The 23,542-nt window shown below is 60.6% G+C and carries 21 protein-coding genes; 12 read left to right on the forward strand and 9 right to left on the reverse strand.

The annotated features are described in order from the left end of the window. Positions 1 to 106: 106 nt before the first annotated feature. The 6 genes from B5F94_RS05550 to B5F94_RS05575 form a co-directional block, all read right to left on the reverse strand. On the reverse strand, positions 107 to 2,554 hold the full coding sequence (locus B5F94_RS05550) for a glycogen/starch/alpha-glucan phosphorylase (protein WP_087328597.1): 2,448 nt from the start codon (positions 2,552 to 2,554) through the stop codon (positions 107 to 109). A gap of 114 nt (positions 2,555 to 2,668) precedes the next feature. After that, positions 2,669 to 4,108: a glycogen synthase GlgA gene (gene glgA / locus B5F94_RS05555; RefSeq protein ID WP_087328599.1), complete on the reverse strand. Its 1,440-nt coding sequence runs from the start codon at positions 4,106 to 4,108 to the stop codon at positions 2,669 to 2,671. A 104-nt stretch (positions 4,109 to 4,212) separates the two neighbouring features. Further along, entirely contained in the window at positions 4,213 to 5,328 is a 1,116-nt protein-coding gene (gene glgD / locus B5F94_RS05560) for a glucose-1-phosphate adenylyltransferase subunit GlgD (protein ID WP_087328600.1), read from the reverse strand. Further along, the gene (locus B5F94_RS05565) at positions 5,325 to 6,533 is read right to left on the reverse strand and encodes a glucose-1-phosphate adenylyltransferase (RefSeq protein ID WP_087269779.1); all 1,209 of its coding nucleotides are present in this window, start codon (positions 6,531 to 6,533) and stop codon (positions 5,325 to 5,327) included. Before B5F94_RS05565 ends, glgD begins: the two co-directional genes overlap by 4 nt. 60 nt (positions 6,534 to 6,593) lie before the next feature. Further along, positions 6,594 to 8,741 carry a 1,4-alpha-glucan branching protein GlgB gene (gene glgB / locus B5F94_RS05570; RefSeq protein WP_087328602.1) on the reverse strand — a complete coding sequence of 716 codons (2,148 nt, stop codon included), beginning with the start codon at positions 8,739 to 8,741 and terminating at the stop codon, positions 6,594 to 6,596. Positions 8,742 to 8,994: 253 nt separating this feature from the next. Then, a complete protein-coding gene (locus tag B5F94_RS05575; protein WP_087328604.1) occupies positions 8,995 to 10,146 on the reverse strand; it encodes a D-alanyl-D-alanine carboxypeptidase family protein in 1,152 nt (383 codons plus the stop codon). A gap of 137 nt (positions 10,147 to 10,283) precedes the next feature. Here B5F94_RS05575 and B5F94_RS05580 point away from each other — a divergent pair, with 137 nt between their 5' ends. The 7 genes from B5F94_RS05580 to B5F94_RS05610 all read left to right on the forward strand — a co-directional run bounded on the left by B5F94_RS05580 (position 10,284) and on the right by B5F94_RS05610 (position 14,736). Next, positions 10,284 to 10,871 carry a molybdenum cofactor guanylyltransferase gene (locus tag B5F94_RS05580; protein ID WP_087189482.1) on the forward strand — a complete coding sequence of 196 codons (588 nt, stop codon included), beginning with the start codon at positions 10,284 to 10,286 and terminating at the stop codon, positions 10,869 to 10,871. A gap of 78 nt (positions 10,872 to 10,949) precedes the next feature. Beyond that, positions 10,950 to 11,801, forward strand: a complete 852-nt coding sequence (locus tag B5F94_RS05585) for a transporter substrate-binding domain-containing protein (RefSeq protein WP_087328605.1) — start codon at positions 10,950 to 10,952, stop codon at positions 11,799 to 11,801. A 70-nt stretch (positions 11,802 to 11,871) separates the two neighbouring features. Further along, complete coding sequence (locus tag B5F94_RS05590; RefSeq protein WP_087328607.1) at positions 11,872 to 12,510, forward strand: amino acid ABC transporter permease; 639 nt, start codon at positions 11,872 to 11,874, stop codon at positions 12,508 to 12,510. A 13-nt stretch (positions 12,511 to 12,523) separates the two neighbouring features. After that, on the forward strand, positions 12,524 to 13,309 hold the full coding sequence (locus B5F94_RS05595) for an amino acid ABC transporter ATP-binding protein (RefSeq protein WP_087269790.1): 786 nt from the start codon (positions 12,524 to 12,526) through the stop codon (positions 13,307 to 13,309). 66 nt (positions 13,310 to 13,375) lie between these two features. After that, positions 13,376 to 13,723 carry a hypothetical protein gene (locus B5F94_RS05600; protein ID WP_087328610.1) on the forward strand — a complete coding sequence of 116 codons (348 nt, stop codon included), beginning with the start codon at positions 13,376 to 13,378 and terminating at the stop codon, positions 13,721 to 13,723. A gap of 44 nt (positions 13,724 to 13,767) precedes the next feature. Then, on the forward strand, positions 13,768 to 14,520 hold the full coding sequence (locus B5F94_RS05605) for a peptidoglycan recognition protein family protein (protein ID WP_087328612.1): 753 nt from the start codon (positions 13,768 to 13,770) through the stop codon (positions 14,518 to 14,520). Positions 14,521 to 14,544: 24 nt separating this feature from the next. Next, on the forward strand, positions 14,545 to 14,736 hold the full coding sequence (locus B5F94_RS05610) for a hypothetical protein (protein WP_087189476.1): 192 nt from the start codon (positions 14,545 to 14,547) through the stop codon (positions 14,734 to 14,736). A gap of 49 nt (positions 14,737 to 14,785) precedes the next feature. On the opposite strand, the gene B5F94_RS05615 is transcribed toward B5F94_RS05610, so the two are convergent. Beyond that, complete coding sequence (locus B5F94_RS05615) at positions 14,786 to 15,886, reverse strand: LCP family protein (RefSeq protein ID WP_087328614.1); 1,101 nt, start codon at positions 15,884 to 15,886, stop codon at positions 14,786 to 14,788. A 135-nt stretch (positions 15,887 to 16,021) separates the two neighbouring features. After that, on the reverse strand, positions 16,022 to 16,312 hold the full coding sequence (locus tag B5F94_RS05620; protein WP_087328616.1) for a hypothetical protein: 291 nt from the start codon (positions 16,310 to 16,312) through the stop codon (positions 16,022 to 16,024). 167 nt (positions 16,313 to 16,479) lie between these two features. Between B5F94_RS05620 and B5F94_RS05625 the strand changes: the two genes are divergently transcribed. From B5F94_RS05625 to B5F94_RS05645, 5 genes are all read left to right on the forward strand, one after another. Beyond that, entirely contained in the window at positions 16,480 to 17,523 is a 1,044-nt protein-coding gene (locus tag B5F94_RS05625; RefSeq protein ID WP_087328617.1) for an ABC transporter substrate-binding protein, read from the forward strand. Next, complete coding sequence (locus B5F94_RS05630; protein WP_087328618.1) at positions 17,498 to 18,292, forward strand: ABC transporter permease; 795 nt, start codon at positions 17,498 to 17,500, stop codon at positions 18,290 to 18,292. Before B5F94_RS05625 ends, B5F94_RS05630 begins: the two co-directional genes overlap by 26 nt. Continuing rightward, positions 18,289 to 18,864, forward strand: coding sequence for an ATP-binding cassette domain-containing protein (locus tag B5F94_RS05635; RefSeq protein WP_087328620.1), 576 nt, complete (start codon positions 18,289 to 18,291; stop codon positions 18,862 to 18,864). Before B5F94_RS05630 ends, B5F94_RS05635 begins: the two co-directional genes overlap by 4 nt. A gap of 121 nt (positions 18,865 to 18,985) precedes the next feature. Then, positions 18,986 to 20,896 carry an LTA synthase family protein gene (locus B5F94_RS05640; protein ID WP_242965599.1) on the forward strand — a complete coding sequence of 637 codons (1,911 nt, stop codon included), beginning with the start codon at positions 18,986 to 18,988 and terminating at the stop codon, positions 20,894 to 20,896. Positions 20,897 to 21,051: 155 nt separating this feature from the next. After that, the gene (locus B5F94_RS05645; protein WP_087328621.1) at positions 21,052 to 23,046 is read left to right on the forward strand and encodes a hypothetical protein; all 1,995 of its coding nucleotides are present in this window, start codon (positions 21,052 to 21,054) and stop codon (positions 23,044 to 23,046) included. A 62-nt stretch (positions 23,047 to 23,108) separates the two neighbouring features. On the opposite strand, the gene B5F94_RS16420 is transcribed toward B5F94_RS05645, so the two are convergent. Continuing rightward, on the reverse strand, positions 23,109 to 23,542 hold a 434-nt coding region (locus tag B5F94_RS16420), incomplete at its 5' end, for a hypothetical protein (protein WP_158100260.1).

The following is a 23,542-nucleotide window of genomic DNA, read 5'->3' on the forward strand; positions in this document are numbered from 1 at the left end:
ACTCCCTTCTTGTCCTTCTGCCTAGAAAGCGCGGCGGCGGGCCGAATGATTGCATCCGGGTAAAAAAGCGGGCGGCCAAAAGGCCGCCCGCGGAATCGCAGGTGATTTACTTGATCTCCCGGACGGGAACGTTCCAGATATCCTTGGCGTAGTCCCGGATGGAACGGTCGGCGGCAAAGATGCCGGAGCGGGCAATGTTCATCAGAGACATCTTGTTCCACCGCTTGGGGTCCAGATAGGCCTGACCGGCCCGGGCATGGGCGTCCCGGTAGCTCTCGAAGTCGGCCAGCAGCAGGTACTCGTCGGCGGGGCCGCCGTCGCCGAACAGCAGCCGGCGGGCGATGTCGTCGTAGTTAACGCCGTCGCCAAAGCCCAGGTTGAGCTGCTCCACCACAGACCGCAGGTCGTTGTTGTGGATATAGTACTCATAGGACTTGTAGCCGTTGTGCTTGAGCTCGGCAACCTCATGGGCCTTCAGGCCGAAGAGGAAGATATTCTCGTCGCCCAGCACCTGGTGCATCTCCACATTGGCGCCGTCCAGGGTGCCGATGGTCACGGCGCCGTTGATCATGAACTTCATGTTGCCGGTGCCGCTGGCTTCCTTGCCGGCGGTGGAGATCTGCTCGGAGAGCTCGGAGGCGGGCATCAGCTTCTCGGCCAGGCTTACCCGGTAGTTCTCCAGGAAGACCACCTGGAGCCGGTCCTTGCAGATGGGGTCCTTGGCGATCATGTCGGCCACGGAGTTGATGAGGCGGATGATCCGCTTGGCCACGGCGTAGCCGGGGGCCGCCTTGGCGCCGAACAGGTAGGTGCGGGGGGTGAAGTCGAAGTGGGAATCGTTCTTCATCCGCTGGTACAGGTAGATGATGTGCAGCACGTTGAGCAGCTGACGCTTGTACTCGTGGAGCCGCTTCACCTGCACGTCGAACATGGCGTCGGTGTTGAGGAAAATGCCGTGCTCCCGGGCCACCCAGGTGGCGAAGGCCTTCTTGTTGGCGGTCTTGATCTCGCCCAGGCGGGAGAGCACGCCGGCATCGTTCTGGAACTTCTCCAGCTCCTTCAGAGCGTCGGGCTGGAGCAGGTACTTGTCGCTGCCGCAGCAGTCCCGGATCAGCTCATCCAGGCGGGGGTTGCACTCCCCCAGCCAGCGGCGGTGATCGATGCCGTTGGTCACGTTGGTGAACTTGTCGGGGGTACGCTGATAGGCGTCGTGGAACACATCCTTCTTCAGGATGTCGGAGTGAAGGGCGGACACGCCGTTGATCTTGAAGCAGGCGCACACGCACAGGTTGGCCATACGGACCTCGCCGCCCCAGATGATGGCCATGGGAGCCACCTTGGACAGGTCGCCGTGGAAGTAGTCGGTGAGCACCTTCTGGTACCGGTTGGAGATCTCGATAAGGATCTGCCAGATCCGGGGCAGCAGGGTCTCGATGAGCTGCTGGGGCCAGCGCTCCAGAGCCTCGGCCAGCACGGTGTGGTTGGTGTAGGCGATGGTGTGGGTGACGATATACCAGGCCTCATCCCAGCCGTAGCCCTCCTCGTCCAGCAGAATGCGCATCAGCTCGGGGATGGCCAGAGTGGGGTGGGTGTCGTTGATCTGGATGACGTGCTTCTGGTGGAAGTTGCGCAGGGTGCCGTATTCGGCCCGGTGCTTGCGCACGATGGACTGAATGGTGGCGGACACGAAGAAATACTGCTGCTTCAGACGCAGGGACTTGCCCTCGTAGTGGTTATCCTCGGGGTAGAGCACCTTGGAGATGGACTCCGCCATGGCTCGCTGCTCCACAGCCTTCAGATACTGGCCGGAGGAGAACAGGTGCATATCCACCGGCGTGGGGCTCTTGGCGTCCCACAGACGGAGGATGTTGGCGTGCTCGGTGTGGTAGCCGGAGATCTCCATATCCTTGGGCACAGCCAGCACGGTGTCGTAGTCGGTGTGCTTGATGCGGTGGTGACCCAGCTCATCCCACTCGTCCTCCACCTTGCCGCCGAAGCGGACCTCCTCTACCTCGTCCATCTTGGGGATGAGCCAGGCGTCGCCCAGGCCCAGCCAGTTGTCGGGCAGCTCTACCTGCTGGCCGTCCACGATCTTCTGCTTGAAGATACCCAGTTCATAGCAAATGGAATAGCCGGTGGCGGGGATATCCAGGGTGGTCATGGAGTCCAGATAGCAGGCAGCCAGACGGCCCAGGCCGCCGTTGCCCAGACCGGCGTCGGGCTCGGTCTCAAACAGGTCGGGAGCGGAGAAGCCCAGACCCTCGATGGCCTCCTTCAGAGGCTCCAGCACGCCCAGGTTGTAGGCGTTCTTCATCAGGGAGCGGCCCATGAGGAACTCCAGGGACAGATAGTGGACCTGGCGCTGATGCTCCGCGATCACCTTGTCCTCGGACTTCATCTGCCGCTCGGAAATGATATCCCGCAGCACCATGGCGCAGGCCTTGAACATATGAAGGCTGGTGGCCTCCTCCACGTCACGGCCAAAATTGCGGCGCAATTTGCCGGTTATGAGGGTCATCAGCTCTTTTTTTGTGTATTTATGCAATGCAGACATCTCCTATACAGTTAGGATGGCAACAAAATAGGCGCTCCGCAGGGAAAATCCCCCTGCGGAGCGGAATTTTATCACAACAGGATTCCATTTGTCAAGAGAAGGAAAACCTTCCCATTACTTCCCGGTGACCCAGCTGTAGATCTCCCGGTAGGCAGCGGCGGAGCGGGTCCAGGAGAAATCGGCGGACATGGCGTTCTTCTGGAGGCCCTTCCAGGCACTCTGGTCGTTGTGATAGAGGTTTACCGCGTCGGCCAGCACGCCGGTCATCTCGTGAGCGTTGATGTTGGCAAAGGAGAAGCCGGTGCCCTCGCCGGTAAATTTATTGTAAGGAATCACAGAGTCCCGCAGACCGCCGGTTTCCCGCACCACGGGGATGGTGCCGTAGCGCATGGCGATCATCTGGCTCAGGCCGCAGGGCTCGGAGATGGAGGGCATGAGGAAAATGTCGGCGCCGCCGTAGATGGCGGTGGACAGATTGGGGGAGTACATGATGTGGGCGGCGAAGCGGCCGGGATACTGGTTCTGAGCCTGACGGAAGGCCTCCTCAAAGTTCCAGTCGCCGGTGCCCAGTACGATCATCTGCACGTCCATGCCCATAATGTCGTGGATGGCGGCGGTGACCAGGTCGAAGCCCTTGTGCTTCACCAGGCGGGAGACACAGGCGATAATGGGGGTGTCGGGATTTTCCCGCAGGCCGGACATCTGCTGGAGAGCGGCCTTGCAGTTTTTCTTGCCGCCCATCTGCTTGACCGAGAAGGGTTTGGTCAGGCCCTTGTCGTGCCAGGGATCGTACACCTCGGTGTCGATGCCGTTGAGGATGCCCCGCAGCTTGTGGCGGTTGTCGGCAATGACACCCTCCAGGCCGTGGGCGTAGAAGCTGTACTGCAGCTCATCGGCGTAGGTGGGGGACACGGTGGTGACATAGTCGGCGGCGTAGATGGCGCCCTTCATTAGGTTCACGTCGCCGTGATAGGCCAGCATATGCTCGTTAAAGTAGCCGGCATTCAGGCCAAACAGGTCCTTCAGGGTCTGGCTGCCATAGCGGCCCTGGTACTCGATGTTGTGGATAGTGAACACGCTCTTGGTGTCATACAGCTGAGGGATGCGGTGACGCTCCTCCAGCAGGTAGATGGGCACCAGGGCGGTCTGCCAGTCGTTGCAGTGGAGCACATCAGGGTGCCAGTCGAGCCAGCCCATGGACTCCACAACGGCCCGGGAGAAGTAGGCGAAGCGCTCGCCGTCGTCATAGTGGCCGTAGATGGAGGCGCGCTTGAAGTAATATTCGTTGTCCACGAACCAGTAGGTGACGCCGTCCCGCTTCAGCTCAAAGATACCGCAGTAGGGGGTGCGCCAGGCCACAGTGATATGGAAGCATTTCAAAAAGGTCATCTGGCTGCGCCATTCTTCGCCGATCCCCTCATACAGAGGCAGGATCACCCGGACGTCGTTGTTCTCGTCCTTGGCCAGGGCCTTGGGGAGAGCGCCGGCCACGTCGGCCAGTCCGCCGGTTTTGATGAAAGGAGCGCACTCAGAGGTGGCAAACAGGATATTCATACATTACCTCCAACCATAAATTTGCCGGGATGCGGGACGCCTCCCGGGAGACGCCGCAGGAAAGGGAGGCGGCGGCGTTTTGCCGCCGCCTCCCCGCATACAGGTCAGACGATCTCGTTTTTGGCGATGGACAGGGGGTAGGTGCTGTGGCCCATCAGCATCCGGCCCGGGTTGACCCGGACGTTCTTGTCGGTGATGGCATATTTCAGCACGGCACCGGCCTGGATGGTGGTGCCCTGCATCAGCACACAGCCGGAGACCTTGGCACCCTTTTCCACCCGGACGCCCCGGAAGAGGATGGAGTTCTCCACCTCGCCCTCAATGATGCAGCCGTCGGCCACCAGAGAGTTGTAGGAGCGGGAGTCGGGTCCGTAGTAGGTGGAGGGATCGGAGCGGTCCTTGGTGCGGACGGGACGGTCGGGCACGAAGAGTTGCTCCCGGACGGCGGGATCCAGCAGCTCCATGCTGCGGGCGAAGTAGCCCGCCACCGACTGCAGCCGGGCGGCATAACCGTCGAACACATAGGGGACGATCTTCAGCTGGCCCACCATGGACTGGAGCACACCAATGCTGAAGGAGTGGATGTTGTGGGCGGCGCAATGGTCCACCAGGGAGAGCAGCAGCTCCTTGGAGAGAATGTAAACCTCCAGGGACTCACAGCCCTGAGCGATGGGAGGATGGACCGACACGTCGGTGATCCGTCCGCCGGCGCCGATGGTGAAGTAGTCGCAGCCCTTGGGGTCGCCCTTGGGATGGCCGGTGCACACGGCGGTGATGTCGGCGTCGTTGCGGATGTGGGCCTCAAAGATATCCCGCAGGGGGAGGCTCACCGCCAGGTCGCCGCCGGCCAGCACCACGTGATCCTGACGGATGTTCTGGAGGTAGGAGCGGATGCCCGCCAGGGCGTCCATGCGCCCCCGGTACATCCCTTCCCGTCTGCCGGAGTAGCTGAAGGGGGGCAGGATGCGCAGGCCGCCGTGCTTGCGGGACAGGTCCCAGTCTTTGCCGGAGCCCACGTGGTCCAGCAGGGACTGATAGTTGGCATCCACGATCATGCCAACGTCGGAGATACCGGCGTTGACCATGTTGGAGAGCATGAAGTCAATGACCCGGTACCGGCCGCCGTAGGGGATAGAGCAGGTGTTGCGGTTCTGGGTCAGCTCCCGCAGGTCGGGGTTGGAAAGGTAGGAGAAGATGATGCCGTGCAGTTTGTTCATCATTTCACCCCACCTCCTTTCACGTTACGAGTAATCATGGCCTTGGGAGAGACCACGGCGTCGGGGCCCACAGTCAGGTTCTGGGCTACCACGGCCACGCCCCAGTCCTCCGTGCCGTCGGGAGAGGAGCCCACACGGGCCCGCTCACCGATGACGCTGTTCTCCGCGATGATGGAATACTCCACCACGGCGCCCGCTTTGACCACGGTGCCGGGCATCAGGATGGAGTAGCGCACCACGGCGCCCTCCTCCACGATGACGGAGTGGAACAGGACGGAGTTCTCCACAGTGCCGTACACCTCGCAGCCGCCGGTGACCATGGAATGGTCCACCTTGGCGTTCTTACCCATGAAGTGAGGGGGCTTGGTGGGGGTGCGGGCAAAGATGGGCCACTCGTTGTCGTACAGATCGATGCCGTTGTCGGGAGAGAGCATATCCATGTTGGCATCCCACAGGGAGTCAATGGTGCCCACGTCCTTCCAGTAGCCCTTGAAGCGATAGGCGGTCATCTTCTCGCCGGCATTGAGCATGGCAGGGATGATGTTCTTGCCGAAGTCGTTGGCGCTCTTCTCGTCCTCCTCGTCGGCGATGAGGTACTCCCGCAGCTTCTTCCAGGTGAAGATATAGATGCCCATGGAGGCCAGGTTGCTCTTGGGCTTCTTGGGCTTCTCCTCGAACTCATAGATGTCGTCGTTCTCGTTGACGTTCATGATGCCGAAGCGGGGAGCCTCCGCCATGGGGACCTCCAGCACGGAGATGGTGCAGGCGGCCTTAGCCTCCTTGTGGCGGCGGAGCATATCGGCATAATCCATCTTGTAGACGTGGTCGCCAGACAGAATGAGCACATAATCCGGATTGTAAGTATCCAGGAAGTTGATGTTCTGGTAGATGGCGTTGGCGGTACCCTTGTACCAGGTGCCCTTCTCACCCTCGCGCATATAGGGGGGCAGGATGTGGACGCCGCCGTAGGAGCGGTCCAGATCCCAGGGCTCGCCGTTGCCGATGTAAGCGTTGAGTTCCATGGGGCGGTACTGGGTCAGCACACCCACGGTATCAATGCCGGAGTTGATGCAGTTGGACAGGGGGAAGTCGATGATGCGGTACTTACCGCCGAAGGGGACTGCGGGCTTGGCCACGTGGCTGGTGAGGGCGTGCAGGCGACTACCTTGCCCGCCGGCCAGCAACATGGCAACACATTCCTTTTTCATTCTATCACCTCAGAGTTTGAACTGGAACTAACTGATAAACTCCGGCTCTCCGGAGAGGGGTCACTTTTCCTTCTTTTTGCGGACCACGGGTTTGGCGGCCTCCGCCTTAACGGCGGGAGCGGCGGCCTTCTTGCGCACGGCAGGCTTGGGGGCCGCTTCCTTTACCGCAGGTGCGGCAGCCTTTTTGCGGACCGCAGGCTTGGCGGCGGGGGCCTTCACTGCGGGAGCTGCGGCTTTCTTGCGCACGGCGGGCTTGGGGGCTTCCTCCTTATCCGCCTTCTTCTTGCGGACAGGGAACTTACGGGTACACTTATAGATCACCGCACTCATGGGTGGCAGGGAAATGGTAATGGACTGCTCCCGACCCTGGCTCTCTACATAGCGGCTGCGGACCGGTTCGTGGTCGCCGCCCCCCTTACCGCCGAAGTCGAGATCGTCGGAGTTGAACACAACGGAGTACACGCCGGGGACGGGTACGCCTACGGTGTAGCCGGTGCGGTCCACCGGGGAGAAGTTGCACACGATGACCAGGGCGTTTCCCTTGGTGTCCTTCCGCAGAAAGGCCACGGTGTTGGCCTGGTTGTCATTGGCCTCGATCCACTCAAAGCCCTCCCAGGAGAAGTCCAGCTCCCACAGCTCGGGGTGGGCCAGGTAGAAGGCGTTGGCCTGCTTAAAGTACTGCTGCAGCTGGCGGTGGGGCTTTGCCCACTCCTGGTCCGGGTCCAGCAGGTGCCAGTCCAGGGAGTGCTCATAGTGCCACTCGTTCCACTGGCCGAACTCGCTGCCCATCATCAGCAGCTTTTTGCCGGGATGGGTGAGCATATAGGTGTAGAAGGCCCGGACGCCGGCAAACTTCTCCTCGTTGGTGCCCGGCATCTTGTTGATGAGGGAGCCCTTCATGTGTACCACCTCGTCGTGGGACAGGGGGAGCACGAAGTTCTCCGAGAAGGCGTACATCAGGGAGAAGGTGATGTCCTTGTGGTTGAACTGCCGGAAATAGGGGTCCAGCTTGATGTAGTGGAGAATGTCGTTCATCCAGCCCATGTTCCACTTCAGGTTGAAGCCCAGGCCGCCCTCCAGGCCACCCTCGCCCACCGGGTGGGATACCCGGGGCCAAGCAGTGGATTCCTCGGCGATCATCATCACGTCGGGGTGTTCCTGGAACACATGACCGTTGAGCTCCTGGATGAAGTCCACCGCCTCCAGGTTCTCGTGGCCGCCGAACACGTTGGGCACCCACTCACCGCCCTGGCGGCCGTAGTCCAGGTAGAGCATGGAGGCCACCGCGTCTACCCGCAGGCCGTCGATGTGGAACTGCTCCAGCCAGAAGAGGGCGGAGGAGAACAGGAAGGAACGGACCTCGTGACGGGCGTAGTCGAAGACACGGGTGCCCCAGTCGGCGTGCTCGCCCTTGCGGGTGTCGGCGTACTCATAGCAGGGTTCGCCGTCAAACTCGTACAGGCCGAAGGCGTCCTTGGGGAAGTGGGCGGGTACCCAGTCCAGGATCACGCCGATGCCGGCCTGATGGAGCTGGTCCACCAGCCACATAAAGTCGTGGGGGGTGCCGTACCGGCTGGTGGCGGCAAAGTAGCCGGTGCACTGGTAGCCCCAGGAGGCGTCCAGGGGGTGCTCGGTGATGGGAAGCAGCTCCACATGGGTGAATCCCATCTCCTTCACATAGGGCACCAGATACTTGCCGATATCCCGGTAGGAGAGCATCTCGTCCTCGCCGGTACGCCGCCAGGAACCCAAATGAACTTCATAAATATTCAGCGGTTTCTGGTAAATGGGATTGTTCTTCCGGTAATCCATCCAGCTGCCGTCTCCCCAGCCGTAACCGGACAGGTCATAGAGCTTGGAGGCGTTGCCGGGACGGGTCTCGGCGTGGAAGGCGTAGGGGTCGGCCTTGGCCAGGACCCGGCCGGAGGCGGTATGGACCGCGTACTTGTAGCTGTCAAACTGCTTCAGACCGGGGATAAAGACCTCCCAAACGCCGTCGGAGAGCAGCTGCATGGGGTGGTCGGAGTCGTTCCAGCCGTTGAAATCGCCCATTACAGCGACCGATTGGGCGTGGGGAGCCCAAACCCGGAAGACCCAGCCATCCTGCCCGTCCTGCACAGCAGGGTGAGCGCCCATAAACTCCTGGGCCCGTACCGCGTGGCCCTGTGAGAAATCATGGAGGATCGTACTCGGTTTGGTGGAAGCCATAGGTATCCTCTCCTTGTTGGCAGTCCCCCAGAGTAACTGGGATGACGTAAACTGGGGGTTCTTGTCATTGGTAATAAATAAAATCCAAAATACGCGGATTTTATTTGTGTAAAGTATACAACCATATGGCAAGATAGTCAAGATGCGGATTACCAATCGGCGTGTAAAATTTCCAGTAATATGTGCAATATCTTTTGTAAAGAACGCGCAGGACCCGCCGCAGTTTTACTGCGGCGGGCCTCTGTTTCCGGCGTCAGCCGGCCATGAGCAGGGTGCGCATCAGGCGCAGGAAGATACCGGGGGCGGAGAGCCGGGCCACGGCCTGGTCTGCCACGATGGGGATCTGTGCCAGGACCTGACCGCCGGCGGTCACCGTCATTCTGCCTAAAGTCTGTCCCGGGTCCACCGGGGCCTCCACATCCTGACACAGCTCCAGCTGAGTCTCCACCTGATTGATCATAGACCGGCTGACCAGGATACGGGTGGGCTGGGAGAGCACGGGCTGGACGGTCTCCTGCTCACCCAGCAGTACATCCACCGGGGGTAGGGCCTGGGAAGGATACACATCCATTAGGGTGTAGTTGGCAAAGCCATAGTTGAGCAGGGTCTGGGCGGCTGCCGTCCGGGTGTCCTTGGTGGAGGATTTCAGGATAACGGCAATGAGCTCCATGCCGTCCCGTTCCGCCGTGGCAGACAGGCAGTAGCCGGCGGCATCGGTGGAACCGGTCTTGAGACCGGTGGCTCCCTCATAGAATCGGATCAGTTTGTTGGTGTTGGCCAGCTGGAACTGGCCGTCCCGGAGGGAGTCCATCCAGATGGTGGTGTAGTCCCGGATGGAGGGGTGGCTAAGGATGAGCTCCCGGCTCATAAGGGCGATGTCATAGGCGGAGGTGAGATGGCCCGCCGCAGGCAGACCGGTGCAGTTGACAAAGCAGGTGTCTGTCATGCCCAGCTGGGCGGCCCGCTCGTTCATTTTGGCCACAAAGGCCTCCTCGCTGCCGCAGAGATGTTCGGCCAGGGCCACCGAGGCGTCGTTGCCAGAGGCCACCGCCACGGCCTTGAGCAGGTCGTTTACCGTCATCTGCTCGCCTTCCTTTAAATAGACCTGGGAGCCGCCCATGGAGGCGGCGTAGGCGGAAACGGTGACCAGATCGTCTTTGGACAGATTGCCGCTGTCGATGGCCTCCATCACCAGCAGCAGGGTCATGACTTTGGTGACACTGGCGGGTTCCAGTTTGTCGTGGGCATTTTGCTCGTAGAGAACGGTGCCTGTCTCCTTTTCCATCAATACAGCCCCTGCCGCATCCACGGTGGGCGCACCAGCGGCGGATGGATCGGCCTCGGCGGCCTGGACGGGCAGAGCCAGTAGGGTGGCGGCCAGCAGGGCCGCGGCCAGTTTTTTCATGGTGTGTGACGCCTCCAATGCTGAAATGCTCTGTGGGAGAGGATATGGAGGGAAAAGGGCTTCTATACGGCTTTTGACGTGGGTAATTTTTTCTGGTACAATGGCAAAATCATTGAAAAACACAGGGAGGCAGGAGGATGGAGCGCACCATTGGAGTGATCCTGTCTGGCGGGCAGAGCCGGCGGATGGGCCGTGACAAGGCGGGCCTGTCCCTGGCGGGGCAAAGTTTTCTGGACCGGATGACGAAGGAACTCTCCCCGCTGTTCGATGGGATCTATGTGTCGGTGGACCGGCCGGGGCGCTATCCCGGCTGCCGGGAACTGCCCGATCTGAGGCCGGGCCAGGGTCCCCTGGCGGGGCTGGAGGCCGCCTTTCTCCGCACCGAAGCGGAGGCGGTGTTCCTGGCCGCGGTGGATCTGCCCTTTGCCTGCTCCGGGTTGGCAGAACGTGTGTTGGCCGGCGTGGGGAATGGGGACGCCTGTGTGATCCGGCGGCGGGGCGGGGAGGCCGAACCCCTGTTTGCCCTGTACCGCCGCAGCTGTCTGGAGCCCCTGACCGCCTGCCTGGATGAGGGCCGCCGGGCGGTCAAGGCCCTGCTGGACCGGGTGGACTGCCGCTGGCTGGAGGAGGAAGAACTGCCGGAGTTTGACCTGGAGCGGGCCCTGTGGAATGTAAATACAGGGGTGGAGTTCCGTCGGGCGGTGGAATCGGAAAAAGAAAAATGAAAATTCCTCTTTACAACGACGCTTTAGTGTGGTAACATACGAAAGCAACCACGACATACATGGTTTGGAGGAATGTACATGAAACGGAGACTGACTGCTCTGGCCCTTGCGCTGGGACTGACCTTTACCCTGGCCGCCTGCGGTGGCGGCACCGGCGGTACCGCCAATACCCCTTCCAATAACAGTGAGAGCCCTGCCGGCAATTCTGAGACCCCTGTTGCCGAGAGCGATATGGCCTATGTGAAGGAGAAGGGCACCCTCGTCGTTGGCATGACTGACTTTAAGCCCATGGACTATAAGGACGAAAACGGCGAGTGGATCGGCTTCGACGCCGACATGGCCAAGGCCTTCGCTGAGAGCCTGGGCGTGGAAGTGGAGTTCATCGAGATCAACTGGGACAACAAGCTGATGGAGCTGGACACCAAGGGCATTGATGTGATCTGGAACGGCATGACCATCAATGACGAGGTGAAGGCCGGTGCCTCCGTGTCCGAGCCTTACTGCCGCAACGGTCAGGTGGTGGTGGTTCCCGCTGACAAGGCGGAGGATTACCAGACGGTGGAGAGCCTCAGCGGCCTGAACTTCGCCGTGGAGAACGGTTCTCAGGGCGCGGCTCAGCTGGATGAACTGGGCCTGACCTATGTGGCCAAGACCACCCAGGCCGATGCCCTGATGGAGGTGGCCTCCGGCGCCTCCGACGCGTGCGTCATCGACCTGCTGATGGCGGGCGCCATGATCGGTGAGGGCACCAGCTACCCCGATCTGACCTACACCGTGCAGCTCAACGATGAGGAGTACGGCGTGGCCTTCCGGAAGGGCTCCGATCTGACCGAGGCCTTCAACACCTTCTGGAAAGAGGCCTATGACGCCGGTACCGTCATGGAGACGGCCACCACCTACGGCGTCCAGGAGTCCGTCATCGAAAAATAACATAGCCTAAGGGAATTGGGCAGAGAGCCGGGCGCTCTCTGCCCTTCCCCGGTCAAAAGAGGGAAATGCTATGCTGATGTCTGTTACGCTCACCCTGCTGGAGGGGTTTGTGGTCACCCTGGAGCTCTTTCTCCTGACCCTCCTGTTTGCCCTACCCCTGGGTCTGGTGATCTCCTTCGGTTCCATGAGCCGGTGCGCCCCCCTGCGGTGGGTGGTCAAGACTGTGGTGTGGATCATCCGGGGCACCCCCCTGATGCTCCAGATCATGGTGGTGTTCTACGGCCCGGGCCTGATGTTCGACCTGCCCCTGCTGCCCCGGTTCACCGCGGCGGTGGTGACCTTCGTCATCAACTACGCCTGCTACTTCTCCGAGATCTACCGGGGCGGTATTCAGGGTGTACCGGCGGGCCAGCAGGAGGCCGGCCTGGTGCTGGGAATGACCCGCAGCCAGATCTTCTTCAAGGTGACCCTCCTTCAGGTCATCAAGCGTATCGTGCCTCCCATGGGCAACGAGTTCATCACCCTGGTGAAGGATACCGCACTGGTGCGGGTCATCTCGGTGTATGAAATCATCTGGATGGGTGAGTCCTACATCAAGAAGGGCATGATCTGGCCCCTGTTCTACACCGCCGTGTTCTATCTGGTGGCCAACGGTATTCTCACCCTGCTGTTCAGCTGGTTTGAGAAGAAGCTGAACTATTTCAAGTAAGGAGGCCCGGACCATGCCTGTTTTGGACGTACAGCACATTGAGAAGCATTTCGGGGCCACCCGGGTGCTGGAGGACATCAGCTTTTCCCTGGAGCAGGGACAGGCCCTGGCCATCATCGGCTCCTCCGGCTCCGGCAAGACCACCCTGCTGCGCTGCCTGAACTTCTTGGAGACACCCAACCAGGGCAAGATCCTGGTGAACGGCGAGACCCTCTTTGATGCCGACGATCCCGCCACCCAGCGGGAGGCAGAGGTGCGCAAAAAGCGGCTCCACTTCGGACTGGTGTTTCAGTCCTTCAACCTGTTCCCCCAGTACACCGCCCTGGAGAACGTGACCCTGGCCGGGGAACTGCTGGCCAAGGAACGGCCCGACTTCAAGCAGAACAAGAAGGCCATTCTGGAGGAGATCCGCACCCAGGGTCAGGCCCTGCTGGAACGGATGGGCCTGGCCGACCGGGCGGGCCACTATCCCCATCAGCTCTCCGGCGGCCAGCAGCAGCGGGTGGCCATCGCCCGCGCTCTGGCCCTCCAGCCAGACATCCTGTGCTTTGACGAGCCCACCTCCGCCCTGGACCCGGAGCTCACCGGCGAGGTGCTCAAGGTGATCCGCTCCCTGGCCGAGCAAAAGACCACCATGATCATTGTTACCCATGAGATGGCCTTTGCCCGGGATGTGGCCGACCAGGTGATCTTCATGGACGGCGGCATCATCGTGGAGCAGGGCCCCGCCCGGCAGGTCATCGAGAGTCCCCGGGAAGAGCGGACCCGTCAGTTTTTGTCCCGCTATTCCGAGAATTGAAAAGGGTCAAAAAGCGTGGTATCATAATCTGGATACCACGCTTTTACACTGCAAGGAGTTGACGCCATGGAGGAAGCCATTTTTTTGCCGGTGCTTTCCCACTTTGAAAATGAGAATTTCTGGACCGCCAGCGGCGGCCGGATGCGCTACCGGGTGGACCCGGTGAAGGGGGACGAGGAGAATCCCCCCTCCCTGACTGCCCAGGTGTGGGAGGGGCCCTGGCGGCTCCAGGACAGCACTGTAGAGGAGACAAAGTCCTTCCCCATGACGGAGGAGGGGCTGGAGGAGCTGCGGGTATGGGTGATGGCCTGGCAGCAGACCATCAATGCCCGCCCGGAGAGAAGTCTGGCGGAGACCCTCCAGGCCAGAGACGCCCGCCGGGCGGAGCTGGAGGCCCAAAGCAAGGAAGAATAACCGCAAATCTGTGAAGCGCATAGGATAACCCGGAGGGGTTGCCAATGCACATCACAGAGCATATTCTCACCAACAGCGACTGCTACAAGGCAGGGCGCACCATCAAACCCAAGGGGATCATGGTCCACTCCACCGGCGTGGCCCAGCCGGACGTCAACGTCTTTCTCAAGGCCTGGGATAAACCGGGGGTGAACGCCTGTGTCCATGCCATCGTCCACCGGGGAGGCGTTACCGAGACCCTGCCCTGGAACTGGCGGGGATGGCACGCCGGCGGCGCGGCCAATAACACCCATATCAGTTTTGAGATCCTGGAGCCTGCCGGGCACACCTACAAAGGCGGCGCCATGATCGGATACGACCCGGTAAAAAATAAGGCCTATTTTCAGCAGGTATACGACACGGCGGTGGAGCTGTGCGCCTATCTGTGTGAAAAATACGGTCTGGACCCCGAGCGGGACATCATCGACCATGCGGAAGGCTGTAAGCTGGGGCTGGCCTCCAACCACAGCGATGTGGGACAATGGTTCCCCAAACACGGCAAGAGCATGGATACCCTCCGCGCCGACGTGAAAGCGCGGCTGAAGGGGGGTGAACCGGAGATGACGCAGGAGCAGTTTGACGACGCCTTTGCCGTCCATGAGAAGGGGATTTCCGACCGGGCGGTGAGCGAGTGGGCCAGAGAGGCCTGGAACAAGGCCAAGGACGCCGGCGTGTTTGACGGCACCGCCCCCGGTGCTCCCCTGACCCGGGAGCAGGCCGCTTTGATTCTGGAGCGTCTGGGTCTGCTGGGGAAGTAACAGGAAAAAGAGGAGGAAGTACAAATGACCTGGGGAACCTATTATTTCTTTTATGAGTGTCCGCAGTGCGGCAAGAAGTACCGCTATGAGCTGGAGTTTGCCTCCGAGCCCGAGTTCGGCTTCTGCCCGGACTGCCATGTGATGGGAACCTTTGTAGGGGAGACCAAGGACAACAAGCAGGGCGAGGACAAATTCGTAGACTACGAGTTTGTGTAAGCCTGAAAGCACGAAAAAAGGACGCCTCCCGGCGTCCTTTTTTGCGCTGTCAGGCGGGCTGCTTGGCGGTGCCGCTCTGGGTGATGTCCAGCATATCGGCCGTGATGTCGGTGGTGTAGGGATTGAGCCCGGAGGTGTTGACGATGTCCAGCACCTGGTCGGGATAGAGCTCGTAGCACCAGTCCCAGCCCTTATAGCTTACTGTGCCGTCCCCCGGCAGGGAGGTGGCGGTCACGTTGTCAAAGTCAAAACTCAGGCCCTTGTCAGCAAAAAAGGCCAGATCGGTGACGCTCAGGTCGGTCTCCACGTTCTCCATGAAGATGTCGTAATAGGTAGGCAGGTTGAGGGGCTGGGAGATGGCCTTTTTGAGCACAGTCATGATAAGCTCCCGCTGGGTGTTGGTGCGGCCGATGTCGGCGTCGGGATAGGCGTCGTAGATGTTGTGCGGATAGACGCCGGGGCCGTCGGAATTTTTGCGGCAGCGCACCACCTTCAGAGCGTCGGAGCCGGTGAGATACTGCATCCCCGGCTCAAAGTGGATATGCAGATCCTGTTCGGGATCATCGTAGGACATATGCACCGGCACATTGAAATTGATGCCACCCACCGCGTCCACCAGCTTTACAAAGCCCCGGGTGTTCACTTTTACGTAGAAGTCAATGGGGAAGCCCACGATATTTCGGACCTCCTCCTTCAGGGCATCGATGCCGTTGTAGGGATACATATTACACAGTTTATAGAAGTGCTTTCCCTTGTCGGAGACACCCTCTATCAGGGTGTCCCGGGGGATAGAGACCATGGCGATGGTCTGGTTTACCGTGTCATAGGTAGCCACGATCATGGTGTCCACGTTGCCGCTGGCCTGGTCGCTGGCGCACAGCAGGAAGGTATAGGTATACTCCTTCCGCTGACGGGCGGGCTGGGCGCTCTCCTCCGGGGCGGGCGACTGGAGAGAGACGTTTTCGCTCTCCTTCGGCGGAGGGGCCTCCTCCTGGATCTTGGGCGGCTGGGCCAACAGCTTGAAGATGATGATGGCAGACAGTATCAGCACGGCTGCCACTGCCAGAATGATAAACAGGATCCTGGCTACCTTCTGTCCGGGGGACAGAGGGATCTTCTCTTTCTTCTTTTTCATCAGCCGCTTGGCCATGGCCACCACGCCTTTCTTTGGTAATATATGACATTATGTATTGCTTTTATCCTTAGAATGACCGCATTATATCGAATTAGACGGTATAAGACAAGGAAAAGTTTCCGCGTTTTCGGCTCTTTTTGACAGGAAACCTTACGCTTCTCCCACAAACCGGCTGCGGATGCTGAGAGTGGCGGCAGTGAGGGAATTGACCGCCCCCAGCAGATCCATCAGCAGCTGATTCTGCCGGGCCAGCTCCTCCAGTACCCGGTCCATGCCCTCTCCTCCGACGGAGGGTGGGGACCAGGCAGGGACGCTCCAGCAGGGAATAGGATGGGCATACCGCTTCATGGCAGGCTCCATAGGCTGGCTCTGAGCCAGAATGGCGGCGGCCCGCTGACGGGCCTCCTGATCCCGGGCTCTCTGACAGCTGGGTTGGTTCATAGAAAACACCTCCTTTTCACCCCTTATCCTATGCTGGCGGGCACTTCCCGGTCCGTCCCGGGCAGAATTGGGGAATTTGCCCGTTGACATTTTGGAGGGACATGGTACACTGAACTGGACCGTATGAAGAGCAAACGCTCATGCGGCTCAGAAAGGAACGAGGTACCATGAAGAAACTGCTTGCACTGGGCCTGACTGTGGCCCTGGCGCTGGGCCTTACCGCCTGCGCTTCCAATCCCGCTCCGGCGGAGAGCACCCCTCCCGCTGAGACCACCCCCGTGGCGGAGACCACTCCCGCCCAGTCTGAAACCCCTGCTCTGGAGGGAACTGAGATCAACCTGGGCCTGCTCAACGGCCCCACCGGTATGGGCGCCGCTAAGCTGCTCGCTGACAACGATGCCGGCGAGACTGTCAACCACTACAATGTGACCATGGGCTCCGATCCCTCCACCGATATCGTGCCCAAGCTGAACAGCGGTGAGCTGGACATGGCCGCTCTGCCCACCAACGTGGCCGCCAATCTGTATAACAAGACCGGCAATGTGCAGCTGCTGGCCCTGAACACTCTGGGTGTGCTCCACATCCTGGAGAACGGCAATACCGTCAACTCTCTGGCTGACCTGTCCGGCAAGACTATTTACGCCATCAATCAGGGCACCAACACCGAGTATGTGCTGGACTACCTGCTGACCCAGAACGGCCTGGACCCGGACACCGATGTGGACATCCAGTGGAAAACCAGCGAGGAGGTCACCACCCTGATGGCCTCCGGCGAGATCGACCTGTGTATGCTCCCTGTGCCTGCTGCCACCACCGTGCTCATGCAGAACAGCGACGTGCGGGATGCCATCGACCTGAGCGACGCCTGGACTGAGTCCGGAGCCTCCGGCACCTTCACCATGGGCTGCGTGGTGGTGCGCACCGAATTTGCCCAGGAGCACCCCGAGGCGGTGGAAGCCTTCCTGCAGGAGTATGAGGCCTCCATCAACTACATCAAGGACAACCCGGAGGAGAGCGGTCGGCTCATCGAGCAGTACGGCATCGTGCCCAAGGCTGCCATTGCCACCGCGGCCATCCCCCAGGCCAACATGGTCTTTGTTGCCGGTGAGGACCTGAAGTCCATCTCCAGCTACTATGAGGTGCTTTTCGCCGCCGACCCCACTTCGATCGGAGGTTCCATCCCCGATGACGCCTTCTACTACATCCCGTAATGTAAAACGGAGCAAATTACTGCGAGCCGTCATACCCCTGGCCTTCTGGCTGGGGGTTTGGCAGCTTGCGGCCTTTTTGGTGGACATGAGGACCAACGGCCACGGAGCCTTGCTGCTGCCGTACCCCCTGCTGGTGGCCCAGAGGCTATGGACCCTGGCGGGACAGGGAGCCTTCTGGCAGTCGGCGGCGGTGACCCTGGGCCGCATCTTCGGGGGCTTTGCTGTCGGTGCGGTGGTGGGGGCTCTGGTGGCGGCGGCCACCTCCGCCCTCCGGGCGGCGGACTGGGTGCTCACCCCGGCGGTGAAGGTGATCCGGGCCATCCCTGTGGCCTCCTTTATCGTGCTGGTGCTGCTGTGGGCCCCCTCCTCCGGCTGGGTGCCCGCCATCGTGTCCGGCCTGATGGTGCTGCCGGTACTGTGGGGCAATGTGAGCAAGGGGGTAGCCCAGACCGATCCCCTGCTGCTGGAGGCCGCCCGGGCCTATCGCTTTGGACGGGGCAAGACCCTCCGGCTGGTATACCTGCCCTCTGTGCGGCCCTACTTTGTCAGCGGCTGCGCCACCGGCCTGGGTCTGGCCTGGAAGGCGGGGGTGGCGGCCGAGGTGCTGTGTCAGCCCAAACTGGCCATCGGGACCCAACTCTACCGGGCCAAAATCACCCTGGAGACCCCCGACCTCTTTGCCTGGACGGCAGTGGTCATCGTGCTGAGCTTTGTGCTGGAATGCGCCCTGGGTATCCTGTTCCGGCGGCGGGGAGGGAGGAAACCATGATATCAGTCTCCAATATTACGGTGCGTTTTGGGGAAAAGCTGGTATTGAACCGGTTTTCTCTGGACCTGCCGGAGACGGGGATCACCGCTCTCTCCGGCCCCTCCGGCTGCGGCAAGACCACCCTGCTGCGGGTACTGGCAGGGCTCCAGCCGGTGGAGGCGGGGACAGTTATTACCCCGCCGGACCCGGTGATCCTCTTTCAGGAGAACCGGCTGCTGCCCTGGCGGACGGTGGAGCAGCATATTGCCGACGTGCTGCCCCGGGAACGCCGAGGGGAGGTCCCCCGCTGGCTGGCTTTGGCGGAGTTGGAGGGGGAGGAGAAGCACTACCCCGCCGCCCTGTCCGGCGGCATGGGGAGACGGCTGGCTTTAGCCCGGACTCTGGCCTGCGGTGGCGGGCTCATTCTGCTGGACGAGCCCTTTGCCGGGGTAGACGCCCCCCGGACAGCCCGGATTTTGGAGCGGGTGCGCTCACTGGGTTTGCCGGTGGTGCTGTCCAGTCATGAGCGGGAGACGGTGGCCCTGTGCGACCGGGTGATCGGCCTGGAAGGGCCGCCCCTCAGGCAGATGTGATCTTTTTGGATTCTTTTCAGGTTTTCTAAGGTTTTCTAAAAAAGAGCGAAAGCGCGTTGCGCTTTCGCTCTTTTATGATAAAATGGGAACCATGAATTTTTGAAAAAGGCAGCGTAATGATATGAGCAACATCACTGAAACGCCTGAGGTGCAGGAGGTACCGGAGCCCCAGACGCCCCCAAAGCGGCGGTTCCGGCTGAAGTGGCCCAAGCTGGCCATGAGTCCCCGGCAGTACTGGTGGACCACCATGGTCCTGCTGATCGTAGTGCCCCTGATCTCCTTCACCATGGTGGAGTATCTGAATTATAACGACCCCTGGAAGGATTTTACCCTCGCCCAGATCCTGCTGAATCTGGTGTGGTACTACTTTGGAGAGCTGTTCTTCTACTTCCTCCGGGGCCGGCGCAGCGGTGCGGTAAAGCTGGGCCTGGGCATCGCCTGGGGCTTCGGCTGCGCCAACCACTACCTCATTGCCTTCCGGGGGCGTACCCTGTTCCCCGGAGACTTCCTCAGCCTGGGCACCGCGGCCAACGTGGCGGGCAACTATGACTATTCCCTGTCCCAGCGGCAGTGGGTGACCCTGATCATGATGATCGCGGTGATTCTGGCCATGAAGGTACTGCCCAATGAGCCCCGGAAAAAGTTCTCCTGGAAGGTATTCGGGGCCTCGGCGGGGGCGGCTGTGGTGTTCCTGCCGGTGTTTTTCGGCACCAGCATGGTGGAGAAGCTGGGGATCGAGCCCTCCATGTGGACCACCCGTGGCAACGGCCTCTTCCTCAACTTTGCCGTGTGTATGAAGTACATGAAGGTGGAAAAACCGGATGCCTACTCCCAGCAGACCCTGAACGATCTGGGCACGGAAAACGCCAGCGATGATCTGTCGGTAACGGTGGTGGACCCGGACGGGACGGTGCGGCCGGTGAACGTCATCGTCATTATGAACGAGTCCTTTTCCGACCTGTCTGTGCTGCCGGGAGTGGAGACCAACCAGGACGCCATGCCCTTTATTCGCTCCCTGACAGAGAACACCATCAAGGGCTATGCCTACTCTTCCGTGTTCGGCGGCACCACCGCCAACTCGGAGTATGAGTTCCTCACCGGCAACACCACCGCATACCTGCCCGCCGGTACGGTGCCCTATCAGATGTATGTCTCCGACGGGGACCCCACCCTGGTGGGCCAGATGAAGGCCTTGGGTTATACCGCCATCGCCGCCCACCCCTACCGGTCCTCCGGTTGGAACCGGCCTGCGGTGTACAGCGATTACGGTTTTGATGAGGTGTATTTCGAAAGCGACTTCCAGAACCGTACCTATATGCGGGGAGACGAGAAATCCGGATATGTCACCGATCAGTGTGACTATGAAAATCTGATTCGGCTGTACGAGGAGAAGGAGGCGGGGGAGCCCCTGTTCCTCTTCAACGTCACCATGCAGAACCACAGCGGCTACCAGATGTCCTGGGATAACCTGCCCCGGGAGGTGTGGCTTACCGGCAGCCTGGAGGGTAGGTTCCAGACGGTGAACCAATATCTGTCCCTTATCTATCAGAGCGATCAGGCCTTTGAATACCTGATCAACTACTTCTCTCAGGTAGAGGAGCCCACCATGATTCTCCTCTTCGGAGACCATCAGCCCCAGGTGGCCACCAATTTCTACACCGACGTGCTGGGGGAGAACCCGGACACCGCTCTGGCCCAGAAAAAGCAGATGGTACCCTTCCTGTTGTGGGCCAACTACGACATCCCGGAGGAGCAGGGGGTGGAGCTCTCCCTCAACTACCTGTCCGCCCTGCTGATGGACACCGCCAACCTGCCCATGACCGGCTACCAGAAGTTTTTGTCCCAGCTGTGGGAGGCCGCCCCGGTCATCAATACCGTGGGGGTGCGGGATGCGGAAGGAAACTGGTACGGGGAGAACGAAGCGCTGCCCGACCAGCTGGATGAGACCATTGAGGCCTACAAGGTACTGCTGTACAACAATATCTTTGATAAGTCCAACCGGCTGGAGCAGTTCTTCAGCCTGACGGAATAAGCAACACGCCCCCGGAGGTATTTCCTCCGGGGGCGTGTTGTTGTATCAAAAAAACAGCAAAGGGTATGCAGGCGGCATATTGAAATTTTGGAATAAATTGAATACAGTAAAGGAAACGGCGATTTCACGGGAGATCCATCAAATGGAGGGATATTATGAAAAAACTGGTTTGTGAAATGTGCGGCAGCGACGATCTGCTGAAGCAGGACGGCGTCTTTGTCTGCCAGGGCTGCGGGTGCAAGTATTCCGTGGAAGAAGCCCGGAAGATGATGATGGAGGGTGGGGGCGCCGGAGCTCCCACTGCCTCCGCCGGAGGGACCGACGCGGTCAATCAGGCTCAGATAGACAACTATCTGAGTATGGCCAAGAGCGCTCTGGAGGGAAGCAACAACGAAGAAGCCGAAAACTACGCCAACAAGATCATTGAGATAGATCCCCAGAACTGGCAGGCCTGGTCCATCAAGGGCACCGCCGCCGGCTGGCAGACCACCGGACGGAACAACCGGTACGGGGAGAGCGTGGTGGCCTGGATCAAGGCGCTGACCTATGTGCCTGAGGAGGCGCGCAGCAATCTGCGCATCGAGGTGATGGTGTCCGCCCAGCAGATCGGCGCGGCCATCGTGCAGATGCACGGCAACCATTTTGTGGACTACCGCAGCGAGGATAATAAGCTGGATGTGCTCAATTCTGCCCAAAATGTGAAGGAACAGCTGCAAATGCTGAAGGAGCAGACCGGGGAGGAGTTCTACACCAACGACTTCTCCACCCAGCTGGGCCGCATCATTAACGGGGCCGCCGTGGGGGGCAGCAACAACGCCGACGAGGAGTTCGGTCCGGAGGACCTTAACCGGGGCAAGTACGAGTGGAACCGCTACACCCAGAGCTCCGACCGGTGCCTCACACTGCTGGACAGGGCTTTCCAGCTGTCCTACGACGACGAGCTGAACTTCACCATCAGCAAGAACTATGTGGTCATCGCCACCGCTGTGCGGGACTCCTGCTCCTACAAATTCGTGCCCAACGCCTATACCGACGGCAGTTATCAGGTGGACTACACCTTTACCGAGGCGGCCAAGAAGTCCCGCACCAACGCCATTGAGACCTGGCAGAAGCGGATGGACTGGTACGATCCCGCCCATCGGAAGACCCACATGGAAGCGGTACTGGGGCAGTGCGAGGCGGCCCGCGTCAGCGTTGAGGAGGATGCCGCCCGGGAGCAGTACTGGAGCGAGCACGCCCAGGAGAAGGCGGCCCTGGAGCAGGAGCGGGAGGCCCTCACCCGCCAGGCCGATCAGCTGGAGGCCGACCTGGCCGCCGATCCGGTCTATGAGGAGCGCAAACGCAAGCAGGAGGCCATCGATGACCTCAGCCGGCAGAAGCAGGGGCTGGGTTTATTCAAAGGCAAGGAGAAAAAGGCCATCCAGGAGCAGATCGACCAGATCCAGGGTGAGCTGGGACAGGTGAATAGCCGCATCAGCCAGATGGAGGAGGCGTGCAGCCAGAAGCTCCAGCCCCTCCGCAGCCGGGCCACCGAGATCGGCGAGGAGCTGAACCGCTCCCGGGGCCGGCTGCCCATGGTCCATGGCGAGCAGCTGGAGCTGCTGGAGGGCAGGCACTTCAAGGACTCGCCCATGGAGGTCCTCCGCAAGATCCAGGCCATACTGCCCCAGGGTTACAAGGCGGGCAAGGAGGAGGGCGAGGCGGCCATCGTCAACTACAGCAAGACCTCCCACGACCTGGCCCAGTCCATCCAGGGCCTTACCGATGCCCTCCAGGGCCGGAAAAGCGAAAAGAAGGAGTGGGTGGACGACCCCAATGAGGACAAGCAGTACCGGATCAACCTTGTGAGGGGAGAGGACGTTACCGGCGTCCATCTGGCCCTCCATGCCAAGTCCATCCACCAGGATTGCTCCGGCGAGTGCTGTTTCGGCATCAACGGCAGCTTCAGCGAAGACAGCGCGGTGGATTTCGTAAAGGTTGTGTCCAGGCTGCTCTTCGCAGCCCTGCCCACCTCCGACCTGGAGACCCTCCAGACCTTCCTGGCCCAGTCCCTTTACGGGCTGGCCGAATCCGACCAGATCTATCAGGATGGGGTGCGGCTGCGGATGGTGCGCAAGCAGTACACCTGGCTGGAATTTGAGGTGCTCTGAGTTACATTAAATCAGAGAGCCCGCCGCAGAACACTGCGGCGGGCTCTTTTGCTGTTGTCTGGTCAGCACAGACCCAGGATATAGCGGCAGCAGAACCGCTTGTACCAGGGCAGGGACTTGTCCACCTGAGTGGAGACAGTATGGGCGGCCTGTACAGCGACCTGCCGCTCCTCTTCCGTCAGGGTGTGGGGACTGAATCTGGCCTTTTTGGCCAGTTCAAAGATTTCCTCAGAAGTCTGTCCGCCCCACTTCTCCAGCTTTTTCAGATAGAGATAAGCGGCAATGACGGCTTGGTTGGTGTTGGCCTGGCTAAACCGCTTCTCGCGCCGGCTTCGACCGATGGCCCGCCGGATGGGGAAGGCCAGAACCACCAGCACGACCGCCAGAGGGATCAGGATGAACCGCAGATCCAGGGGGGCGGCCTCCGGCTGATCCTCTTTCTCGTCGTCGGGAGCGGCGGAGGGCCGGGCGGATGGCTGGGCCGTCTGGGTGGGCG

It is taken from the genome of Flavonifractor sp. An4 (assembly GCF_002161755.1).
Taxonomy (GTDB): Bacteria; Bacillota; Clostridia; order Oscillospirales; family Oscillospiraceae; genus Flavonifractor; species Flavonifractor avicola.